Genomic DNA, 11,109 nt, shown 5'->3' with positions numbered 1-11,109 from the left:
GATTATTAACTTTTATAAGTAGGACCTGCTTGACTAATGTCAGTTGGAACATAATCAAACTTACTGAAGTTGTTGTGGAACTTACGCGCTAATTCTTTTGCTTTTTCATCATAAGCATTAGCATCGCTCCAAGTTTTCTTAGGATTTAACACATCACTTGGTACTCCCGGGCAAGTCGTTGGCATATGAAGACCGAAAATGTCATCTTGGTTATAGTCGACATTATTTAATTCGCCTTCTAATGCAGCATGAACCATAGATCTTGTATGACTTAGCTTCATTCGAGATCCTTCACCATAACTTCCACCAGTCCAACCTGTGTTAACTAAAAATACTTGAACATCATGTTGATCAATTTTCTCACCTAACATTTTAGCATAAGTTGCAGCTGGTAAAGGTAAGAATGGTGAACCGAAGCATGCCGAGAATGTTGCTTCTGGCTCCGTTACGCCACGCTCAGTACCTGCTAACTTACTTGTGTAACCACTTAAGAAATGATACATTGCTTGTTCTTTTGTTAATTTACTAATTGGAGGTAATACTCCAAAAGCATCTGCTGTTAAAAAGATAATAGTATTTGGATGGCCTGCGATGCTTGGTTTTATTATATTATCAATATGTTCAATTGCATAAGCTGCTCTCGTATTCTCTGTTAGGCTCGTATCATCGTAATCTGGAAGTCTAGAATCTTCATCAACTACAACATTCTCTAATACTGCTCCAAAGCGGATTGCGTTATAAATTTGTGGTTCTTTTTCTTCTGATAAATTAACACATTTTGCGTAGCAACCACCTTCGATATTAAAGACACCATTTTGTGACCAACCGTGTTCATCATCACCGATCAGGCGACGATTTTCATCAGCAGATAACGTTGTTTTACCAGTACCTGATAAACCGAAGAATAAAGCAACGTCACCTTCTTCTCCAACGTTAGCTGAACAGTGCATTGATAGAACATCACTTTTTTGTGGAAGCATGTAGTTCATAACAGAGAAAATTGACTTTTTAATTTCACCAGCATATTCTGTACCGCCAATTAACACAATACGGTGTTTAAATGATACAATGATAAAAGTTTCTGAATTTGTACCATCTACTTCAGGGTCTGCCTTGAAGTGAGGGGCAGAAATAACAGTGAAATCTGTATTGTGGTTTTTAAGCTCTTCATCTGTTGGGCGAATAAACAGTTGATTAGCAAATAGGTTATGCCATGCAAATTGTGTAACGACTTTAATTGATAAGCGGTGTTTTTCATCAGCACCAGCAAATCCACGGAATGAATATAATTCGTCTTGTTCAGATAAGTAGTCTGTTACTTTTTGAAGTAAGTTATTAAACTTATCTTCGCTAATAGGTTGGTTTACTTCTCCCCATTCAACATGGTCTTTCGTTTCTTCATCTTCAACGATGAATTTATCTTTAGGTGAACGACCTGTATATAACCCTGTTGTCGCTCTAACTGCACCTGTTGATGTTAGAATTCCTTCTTCTCTAGATAAGATCTTCTCGACGAGTTCGGCAATAGATAAATTCTGTTGCATTGCGTCATCGTTAGCTAATTTGGAGACAAGTGTGTCCGCATTTATTGTCTTCATATTTAGATCACCCTTTACATTTGTATGTATAAATATTCTTTTTATATAAACTTCGTTAATAGTATAACACATTTACATAAATAAACCACACTATTAATAAAATTTTCACAAATTCTAATAAAAATGGGTGTTTACCTATTTAATTTTATCGTGTTTAAATAATTGGAAAAAATAGTCGTCAGTTGACACGATTTGCGCTTCACGTTATTATAATGCAGAAACGGTATTTCTCTTATCCAGAGTAGTGGAGGGAACAGGCCCTATGAAGCTCGGCAACCATCATTTTATGTGACAGGTGCTTACCCTGATGCAAGGTACTCCTTGGACGATAAGAGTGAAAGGTAGCGATCACCTTTCCCTTGTCAAGGCAGGGGAAAGGTTTTTTATTGCATTGAAGTTAATGTAAGTAAATTAAAATACGGTTATAAAATATAAAGTTAGTGAACGCTTTTCACTAGGGTATGAGATCCGTTCAATTAATTATTTGGGGAGGATATTTGTTTATGACGAATCAACGTCGGTTGTTTACTTCTGAATCTGTAACAGAAGGACATCCAGATAAAATTTGTGACCAAATCTCTGATGCGATTTTAGATGAAATTTTAACGCGTGATCCGAATGCTCGTGTAGCATGTGAGACGACTATAACGACTGGTTTAGTACTCGTATCAGGTGAAATCTCGACTTCAACTTATGTTGATATTCCAACGATTATTCGTGATACTGTAAAAGAGATTGGCTATACGCGTGCTAAGTTCGGCTTCGACTATGAGACGTGTGCTGTTTTAACATCAATAGATGAACAATCGCCTGACATTGCTCAAGGTGTAAATGAAGCCTTTGAAAAGCGTGAAGGACAAATGTCAGATGATGAGATTGAAGCGATCGGTGCTGGTGACCAAGGGTTAATGTTTGGTTATGCGAGTAATGAGACTGAAGAGTTAATGCCTCTTCCAATTTCGTTATCACATAAACTGTCTAAACGTTTAGCTGATGTTCGTAAGACAGAAATGGTACCTTACTTACGCCCGGACGGTAAGACTCAAGTGACTGTTGAGTATGACGATGAAGGTCAGCCAGAGCGAGTAGATACAATCGTTATTTCAACGCAACATCACCCTGAGATTGATTTAGAACAAATTAAATCAGACTTAATAAAACACGTTATTCGTCCGGTTGTACCTGAAGAGTTAATCGATGAAAAGACGAAATTCTTTATAAACCCTACAGGCCGCTTTGTAATCGGTGGTCCACAAGGTGATGCAGGCTTAACAGGTCGTAAAATTATTGTAGACACGTATGGTGGTTATGCTCGTCACGGTGGTGGCGCCTTTAGTGGTAAAGACGCGACAAAAGTTGACCGCTCAGCCGCATATGCAGCAAGGTATGTTGCTAAAAATATTGTCGCAGCAGGACTTGCTGACCAATGTGAAGTGCAGTTAGCATATGCGATTGGTGTTGCTCAACCAGTATCAATTTCAGTTAATACATTTGGTACAGGTTTAGTTTCAGAAGAGCGTTTAGTTGAGGCTGTTCGTGAAACATTTGATTTACGTCCAGCTGGAATTATTAAAATGCTAGACTTAAGACGCCCAATTTATAAGAAAACAGCTGCATATGGTCACTTCGGTCGTTCGGATGAAGAATTTACTTGGGAAAGAACGGACCGTGTTGAACAGTTGAAACAGAAAATAGGAATAGAGTAATTTAATAGAGCTATGAGCGTCAATTAGACACTCATAGCTTTTAGTTTACTTATTGCGATTTTGTTGTTCTTCTTTGTAAACTTGTCCTTTATCGATATAAGTTTGACGAATTCGGTTCATTTCCTTAAGGTCATCTTCAGTAATTTCCCGGACGACTTTAGCTGGTCTGCCGAAAGCTAGAGTATTAGCGGGGATCTTCTTTCCAGGTGGTACTAAACTACCTGCTCCAATAAAGGCATTTTTGCCAATCTCAGCTCCATCGAGAACTGTTGCTCCCATGCCAATTAATGCATTCTCTTTTAAAGTACATGAATGTAACATCACTTGGTGTCCAACTGTCACACCGTCTTCTATTATTAATGGTTGGTTCGGGCTTTGGTGTAACATGCTTTGGTCTTGAATGTTTACATTATTACCTATTTTAGTTGGTGAAACATCACCTCTTATGACAGTCTTAAACCAAATGCTACTATATGCTCCAATCGTCACATCACCTGTAATGACGACGTCTTCAGATATGTAAGCAGAAGGATCAATTGTTGGGTATTGTCCTTTGTATGGTAATATCATTTTCACCCTCCTATATGAATAATATGGTAAGATAATTATAACAAAATTTATGCACGTTTTGTTACGGGAGGGGAAAGTGGATGTTAGTTCGCGAAAGTAAAAACCCTAAAGCGGTCATTGTTTTAATTCATGGAGCTTTTGAACATTCAGGACGTTATGAGTGGTTAGTTAACCAATTAAATCATAATGGCTATCATATTGTTTATGGTGATTTGCCAGGACAAGGTACGAATAAAGGTAAAAAAGGTTTTATCAAATCATTCGATGATTATATTGTCACGGCCGAAAAATGGATTAATCACGCATTAACTTATGAATTACCAGTGTTTATGCTTGGTCATAGCATGGGTGGTTTAACGATCATTCGCGCGCTTCAAGAAAAACAGTATCCAATTAAAGGGGTTATACTATCTTCTCCAGCATTAGGCATTCATAACGTACCAGAGAAACCGCTTTATCTCATTTCAAAAATGCTAAATTATATATTACCGACTATTTTATTTAAGACGAACATCCACTCGGAAATGGCAACACGGAATGACGCATTTTACGCTAGGGATTTATCAGATCCGCTTTATTTACGCAAAGTTTCGGTAAGATGGTATCACGAGTTTGAGAATGCCATTAATGAGGCATTTGATAAAATTAACGACTACCCAGAAGTCCCGACATTAATTTTACAAGCAGGTGAGGACTTATTAGTACCTGTAGAAAATGTGGAGTCATGGTATGAAAGGTTAAGCATTCAAGATAAAGAGATCAAGATTTGGGAAAACTTATATCATGAAGTATTTAATGAACCCGAACGTGACGAAGTGTTAAGTCAAGCTTTACACTTTTTAAATACTCAATTAGTAGAAGAAAAACAGGAGGGCTAATGCTTTTATGAAGATTCCAAACTCTCTATCTCAAGTTTTAACGACTTGTTATAAAGATCTATTTCCACAAGTTAACGAAAAACTCGAGCAATTGAAAGAACAAGCTAATCGCATTCCTAATAAAGAGTTAAGAACGCAGGCTTTAGCAAGTATTGAATCAAAAACTTTTCATTGTGAAGGTGGCTCAATTTATGCCACTTTAGCGCGCGACCATTGGAAAAAAGCGATTGAGTTTATTGTAGCCTATCAAACAATTAGCGATTACCTTGATAACTTGTGTGATCGAAGTAAGTCACTAGACCCTGAGGATTTTCGACAGTTACACGAAGCACAGTTGGATGCGATTCGAATAAACCCAGATTTAGATGGGGTAAATTATTATCGACTTCGTGAAGACCAAGAGGATGCCGGTTATTTATTACATTTAGTCGAAGAGTGCCAGCGAATTATTAAGCAAATTCCTCAGTATGGTTTGATTCAACCGTATATTGAACGGTTAGCTTCATTATATGTCGACTTACAAGTTCATAAGCACGTTGTTGACCATGAACGTGTCCCTCGATTAACGACTTGGTTTGAACAGGAAAATGACGACGATGATTTGTACTGGTTCGAATTTTCAGCAGCAACGGGCTCTACTTTAGGAATTTTTTGCTTAATTTCTTATGGACTAGCTAATGAACAACATGGTCGTATAATGTTAGAATCTTTCTTCCCGTCATTACAAGGCTTACATATATTATTAGACTATTTTATTGACCAACATGAAGATGAAGTTGAAGGAGATTTAAACTTCGTTAATTATTATGAAGATGAATCAGAAAAGAGAGCTAGGGTCGGTCATATGATTAAGCGAGCAAGGAACGAGTTAAGTGATATCCCAGATCAACAATTTCACCAGTTAATTATTGATGGGTTAGTCGGGTTATATTTATCAGACCCTAAAGTAAAAGAGGTTAGTGGTGCAGATGAAGCTGTTAAACAACTGTTACAAGATGCTGGTTGGCGAGCTAAGATTGTGTATTGGAACGGGAAAGCTTATCGAAAATTGAAGGGACGAAAGTCGGCATAATATAGTAAAGGAAAAACCCGCTAGATTTAGTGAAGCTAAATCTAGCGGGTTTTTTATTGGCGCTCAGGAAAATTTATTGGCGCTCAGGAAAATTTATTGGCGCTCAGGAAAATTTATTGGCGCTCAGGAATTTTTATCAGCGCTCAGGAATTTTTATCAGCACTCACAGAAATTTTTCAGCGCTCAATCATCACTTCTTATATACAGCAACGACGAAAGGTGCTTTTTTACTTCTATTGACCATTTGGTATTTTGCAATATCAACTTCTTTAGCCGGTTTAGTTGCTAAATACTCTAGTAGTTCGTTTTTTTCAATCTCACCTGTTTCGTGACCAGAATAGATGACAATTACAATATAGCGTTCTGGCTTCAACAATTTTAGAATGCCTTCAATTGCTTCAATTGTCGTGTTGGCATTTGTCGTAATAGATTGATCGCTGCCTGGTAAAAAGCCTAAATTAAAGATTGCGCCATCGATCTCATTAACATTTCTTTTAGTTAACTCTTCATAGACATGTTCATTGCCGCGTAAAATGGGGGTGATTTGTTTAGCAAGATGATCGTTAAACATTTGTTGTGACTGATCTATTGCTTCTTGTTGAATGTCGAATGAATAGACACGACCATTTTCACCCACTAATTGACTAAGCATTAAACTATCATGTCCATTACCTAAAGTCGCATCAACGACTACGTCACCTTGTTGAATAGTATCAATGAATAGCTGGTGTGCAAACGGAATAATTTGTTTCATGAATGTGTCATCTCCAATGGTTGAAAATGTTTACCTTGCCAACTGAAGCGGCGTTTAAATTCAGCGTCGATTTCATTAAGCACATTAAACTTATCCATACTCCACATTGGACCAACCATTAACTCTATTGGACCATCACCGGTAATTCTATGAATGATCATTTCAGATGGTAATACTTCAAGTTGATCGACAACGAGTTGAACATATTCATCTCGTGATAAAAACTTCACTAACCCTTTTTCATATTGTTTAATCATAGGCGTGTTTTTTAATAAGTGAAGTAAATGGATTTTGATACCTTGAATGTCCAACTGAGAAACGATCTTTGCTGTTTCTAGCATCATGTCATAATCTTCGCCAGGTAAACCATTAATAATATGAGAGCAAACGCGAATATTATGTTTGCGTAACTTATTAACGCCTTCGATATAACAATCTAAATCGTGAGCTCGATTGATCAGCTCACTCGTTTCTTCATGAGCTGTTTGTAAACCAAGTTCAACCCATAAATAAGTTCGTTTATTTAATTCAGCTAAATATTCGACGACGTCATCTGGTAAGCAATCAGGCCTTGTTCCGATCGATAACCCAATGACACCATCTTGCTTCAACACTTTCTCAAACTTCTCGCGTAACTCATCAACAGGTGCGTGAGTATTGGTGTAAGCTTGGAAATATGCCATATACTTGCCGTTTTTCCATTTGTCATGCATATTGTCTTTTACTTTATGGAATTGAACTTCTAGATCCTCTGCACGGTCACCGGCGAAGTCACCACTACCAGCAGCTGAACAAAAAGTACACCCTCCATGGGCTACAGTCCCGTCACGATTTGGACAGTCAAATCCTCCATCTAACGGTACCTTAAACACTTTATGACCAAACGTTTGTTTTAAATGATAATTCCATGAATGATATCGTTTATGATCCAACGAATAAGGAAACGGATTTTGCATAATTTAACTCCTTAATACTTAAATTCTGAACCTATCTTAACACGTGAGAAGGTTGTTTTGTCACACTGAAGCTGTTTTTAACATATTTAAACAGTATGAAGCTTGACATTTACAAAGAGGTTGATTAAACTTTATATACAAATATTCTACTATAATTGTATAGCTTAAAAGCAATTATAAAGGAGTAGTAAGAAATTCGACAAACTCAGAGAGGTAACGGTTGGTGAAAGTTACTTTTGTCGCTTCTGAACTCGCCTTTTAGTTATGTGTATGAAAGAAGTAGTACACATCGTTTTTCCGCGTTAAGGAACTCGAGTGAGCCACATACATATGTGTTGGCTAATTTGGGTGGTACCACGGGTAATACTCTCGTCCCAATTTTTGGGGCGGGAGTTTTTTATGTTTAACTTAAGTTTTACAAAAAAATGAAACGAAATAAAGGAGGAAATGATCGTGGCTTTTAATCATCGTCAAATCGAAGCCAAATGGCAACAATATTGGGAAGATAATAAGACGTTCGAAACGAACACTGATTCAGAAAAGCCTAAGTTTTATGCACTTGATATGTTTCCATACCCATCTGGTGCAGGCCTTCACGTGGGTCACCCTGAAGGTTATACGGCAACAGATATCTTATCTCGTATGAAACGTATGCAAGGTTATGAAGTGTTACATCCAATGGGGTGGGACGCTTTTGGTTTACCTGCAGAACAATACGCAATTGATACAGGTAATGACCCAGCAGTATTCACTCAACAAAACATTGAAATCTTTAAACGTCAAATTAAATCTCTAGGTTTCTCTTATGATTGGGACCGCGAGATTAATACGACAGATCCAAACTATTATAAATGGACACAATGGATCTTTGTTAAATTATATGAAAAAGGTTTAGCTTACATCGATGAAGTACCAGTTAACTGGTGCCCAGCTTTAGGAACAGTATTAGCGAATGAAGAAGTAATTGACGGTGTCAGTGAGCGTGGAGGTCATCCAGTAATTCGTAAACCAATGCGTCAATGGATGCTGAAAATTACAGAATATGCTGATCGCCTTTTAGAAGATTTAGATGAACTTGACTGGCCTGAAAGCTTAAAAGATATGCAACGTAATTGGATTGGTAAATCTGAAGGTGCTGAAATTACTTTTGATATTGATGGAACAAACTCTAATTTTAAAGCTTTCACAACTCGTCCTGACACAATTTTCGGTGCGACTTACGCAGTTTTATCTCCAGAGCATCCGTTAGTTGATCAAATTACGACTGACGATCAACGTGACAGTGTTAAGGTGTATATTGATGAAGTTGAAAAGAAAAGTGATTTGGAGAGAACGGATTTAGCAAAAGATAAAACAGGTGTATTCACCGGTGCATATGCAGTTAATCCAGTAAGTGGAGAAAAGATGCCAATATGGATTGCGGACTATGTTCTAATGTCTTATGGTACAGGTGCCATTATGGCTGTACCAGCACACGATGAACGTGACTATGAATTTGCTAAAAAGTTTGACCTACCAATTGTTGAAGTTGTTTCTGGTGGGAACATTGATGAAGCGGCATACACTGAAGATGGTGAACATATTAACTCAGACTTTTTAAATGGACTAAAAACGGATGAAGCTATACAAAAGGCGATTGATTGGTTAGAAGAACACGGTCGCGGTACGAGACAAACGACATACCGTCTACGTGATTGGTTATTTAGCCGTCAACGTTATTGGGGCGAACCAATTCCTATTATTCATTGGGAAGATGGTACGATGTCAACTGTTAATGAAGAAGATCTACCACTAGAACTTCCTAAAACGACTGAAATTAAACCTTCAGGAACAGGAGAGTCACCGTTAGCGAATATGGCAGAGTGGGTAGAAGTAACAGATCCTGAATCAGGTAAAAAAGGTCGAATCGAAACGAATACGATGCCGCAGTGGGCAGGAAGCTGCTGGTATTACTTACGTTACATTGATCCGCATAATGATGAAATGATTGCTGCCCCTGATAAATTGAACAAATGGCTACCTGTTGATATTTACATCGGTGGTGCTGAACACGCTGTACTTCATTTACTATACGCTCGTTTTTGGCATAAAGTACTGTATGACCTAGGTGTTGTACCAACAAAAGAGCCATTCCAAAAGTTATTTAACCAAGGTATGATCTTAGGTGAAGGTAATGAAAAGATGAGTAAGTCAAAAGGTAATGTTGTAAACCCAGATGACATCGTAAACTCACACGGTGCTGATACGCTAAGATTGTATGAAATGTTTATGGGGCCATTAGAAGCTTCAGTTGCATGGAGTACAAATGGCTTAGACGGAGCACGTCGTTTCCTGGACCGTGTATGGCGTTTATTCGTTGATGATGAAGGGAAATTATCAACAACGGTATCAAAAGGTGAAAATCCTGACTTAGTAAAGGTTTATCATGAAACGGTCAAAAAGGTAACAGAATACTACGATGAATTAAGGTTTAATACAGCTATTTCACAAATGATGGTGTTTATTAATGAATGCTATAAAACAGATTCAGTACCTCGTGAGTACGCAGAAGGATTTGTTAAGTTAATAGCACCAATTGCTCCTCATATCGGAGAAGAAATATGGTCTAAGTTAGGTTATGAAGGAACTGTAACTTATGAGCAATGGCCAGCTTATGATGAATCAAAACTTGTAGAAGATACTGTAGAAATTGTGCTACAAGTAATGGGCAAAGTTAGAGCAAAAGAAAGTGTTCCTAAAGAGGCAACTCAAGAAGAATTAGAAGAAATCGCATTAAATAATGAGACAATTCAAGAATGGATTGAAGGTAAGACGGTACGTAAAGTGATTGCAGTTCCAGGAAAGCTAGTAAATATAGTAGCTAATTAATGTAGCTGGAGGGATGACCCTCCTCCTACATTTAATATTTGAAACGGAGGGTTAAATGTGAGTGAGGAAATAAAAGAAATCTTACCAGAAGAGTTAGAGAAAGAAATTAAGAATGGATCAAAATATACAATAGTAGATGTTAGGGAAGATGAAGAAGTAGCAACTGGTATGATTCCAGGAGCAAAACACATTGCATTACAAACTATTCCTGATCGATTAAATGAATTGCCGAAAGACAATGAATATGTAATGGTCTGTCGCTCAGGTAAAAGAAGTCATAATGCCTGTATGTTTTTAAATGAGAGAGGATATAGCACCGTTAACTTAAAAGGTGGCATGTTAGAGTGGACAGGTGAAAAAGTCTTTTAAGATTTATTGTTGACTTTTGATTTCCAACCTGGTTATAATGACCCCTGTCGCCAAAAAAGGATAACAAATCTTCAACGGTGACAGGGTATAAATTTCCATCTATGAATAATTGACATTATTAGATGAGATACGCTATAATTCTTATTACAACGAATCAATAGAAGTGATGAGTTGTTGATTAATAAAATATCGAATCAAAAAGTTATTGACACTTATTTTGGTAGATGTTAAATTAATTAAGTCGCCTTTTGAAGAGGCAAAAAACAAAATATAAAAAGTTGTTGACTTACAAATCTCAACTTGTTATATTAGTTAAGTCGCTTTTTCAAGCGGCTAAC

The 11,109-nt window shown here is 37.3% G+C and carries 9 protein-coding genes, 1 riboswitch and 1 other annotated feature; of the genes, 5 read left to right on the top strand and 4 right to left on the bottom strand.

Annotated features, from left to right (window positions below; all coding sequences use genetic code 11):
• Positions 1–5 precede the first annotated feature (5 nt).
• Positions 6–1,598 carry a phosphoenolpyruvate carboxykinase (ATP) gene (gene pckA / locus A194_RS0110555; protein ID WP_017186815.1) on the bottom strand — a complete coding sequence of 531 codons (1,593 nt, stop codon included), beginning with the start codon at positions 1,596–1,598 and terminating at the stop codon, positions 6–8.
• 229 nt (positions 1,599–1,827) lie between these two features.
• A riboswitch (SAM riboswitch) is annotated at positions 1,828–1,933 on the top strand.
• A gap of 168 nt (positions 1,934–2,101) precedes the next feature.
• Here pckA and metK point away from each other — a divergent pair.
• A complete protein-coding gene (metK, locus tag A194_RS0110545; RefSeq protein ID WP_017186814.1) occupies positions 2,102–3,304 on the top strand; it encodes a methionine adenosyltransferase in 1,203 nt (400 codons plus the stop codon).
• A 45-nt stretch (positions 3,305–3,349) separates the two neighbouring features.
• Here the strand turns inward: metK and A194_RS0110540 are convergent, their stop codons facing one another.
• Positions 3,350–3,874 (bottom strand): gamma carbonic anhydrase, encoded by a 525-nt coding sequence (locus tag A194_RS0110540; RefSeq protein ID WP_017186813.1) that lies wholly within the window; start codon positions 3,872–3,874, stop codon positions 3,350–3,352.
• Positions 3,875–3,954: 80 nt separating this feature from the next.
• Here A194_RS0110540 and A194_RS0110535 point away from each other — a divergent pair, with 80 nt between their 5' ends.
• A complete protein-coding gene (locus tag A194_RS0110535; RefSeq protein WP_017186812.1) occupies positions 3,955–4,752 on the top strand; it encodes an alpha/beta hydrolase in 798 nt (265 codons plus the stop codon).
• 7 nt (positions 4,753–4,759) lie between these two features.
• Positions 4,760–5,824: a tetraprenyl-beta-curcumene synthase family protein gene (locus A194_RS0110530; protein ID WP_017186811.1), complete on the top strand. Its 1,065-nt coding sequence runs from the start codon at positions 4,760–4,762 to the stop codon at positions 5,822–5,824.
• Between the two features lie 190 nt (positions 5,825–6,014).
• Here A194_RS0110530 and mnmM read toward each other — a convergent pair whose 3' ends face one another.
• The gene (gene mnmM, locus A194_RS0110525; protein WP_017186810.1) at positions 6,015–6,578 is read right to left on the bottom strand and encodes a tRNA 5-(aminomethyl)-2-thiouridylate-methyltransferase MnmM; all 564 of its coding nucleotides are present in this window, start codon (positions 6,576–6,578) and stop codon (positions 6,015–6,017) included.
• Positions 6,575–7,534, bottom strand: a complete 960-nt coding sequence (gene mnmL / locus A194_RS0110520; protein WP_017186809.1) for a tRNA modification radical SAM protein MnmL/YtqA — start codon at positions 7,532–7,534, stop codon at positions 6,575–6,577. Before mnmL ends, mnmM begins: the two co-directional genes overlap by 4 nt.
• 164 nt (positions 7,535–7,698) lie before the next feature.
• Positions 7,699–7,914: a binding site (T-box leader), on the top strand.
• 73 nt (positions 7,915–7,987) lie between these two features.
• Here mnmL and leuS point away from each other — a divergent pair.
• Complete coding sequence (gene leuS, locus A194_RS0110515) at positions 7,988–10,402, top strand: leucine--tRNA ligase (RefSeq protein ID WP_017186808.1); 2,415 nt, start codon at positions 7,988–7,990, stop codon at positions 10,400–10,402.
• A 57-nt stretch (positions 10,403–10,459) separates the two neighbouring features.
• Positions 10,460–10,771: a rhodanese-like domain-containing protein gene (locus tag A194_RS0110510; protein WP_017186807.1), complete on the top strand. Its 312-nt coding sequence runs from the start codon at positions 10,460–10,462 to the stop codon at positions 10,769–10,771.
• Positions 10,772–11,109: the final 338 nt, after the last annotated feature.

The sequence above is a fragment of the Alkalibacillus haloalkaliphilus C5 genome (assembly GCF_000269905.1).
In the GTDB taxonomy this organism is placed as follows: Bacteria; Bacillota; Bacilli; order Bacillales; family Alkalibacillaceae; genus Alkalibacillus; species Alkalibacillus haloalkaliphilus_A.
This window is presented reverse-complemented; position numbering and strand designations above follow the sequence as displayed.

Coding starts and splice junctions, on each gene's coding strand:
- pckA (WP_017186815.1), bottom strand. CDS start 1,598: ATGAAGACAATAAATGCGGACACACTTGTCTCCAAATTAGCTAACGAT.
- metK (WP_017186814.1), top strand. CDS start 2,102: ATGACGAATCAACGTCGGTTGTTTACTTCTGAATCTGTAACAGAAGGA.
- A194_RS0110540 (WP_017186813.1), bottom strand. CDS start 3,874: ATGATATTACCATACAAAGGACAATACCCAACAATTGATCCTTCTGCT.
- A194_RS0110535 (WP_017186812.1), top strand. CDS start 3,955: ATGTTAGTTCGCGAAAGTAAAAACCCTAAAGCGGTCATTGTTTTAATT.
- A194_RS0110530 (WP_017186811.1), top strand. CDS start 4,760: ATGAAGATTCCAAACTCTCTATCTCAAGTTTTAACGACTTGTTATAAA.
- mnmM (WP_017186810.1), bottom strand. CDS start 6,578: ATGAAACAAATTATTCCGTTTGCACACCAGCTATTCATTGATACTATT.
- mnmL (WP_017186809.1), bottom strand. CDS start 7,534: ATGCAAAATCCGTTTCCTTATTCGTTGGATCATAAACGATATCATTCA.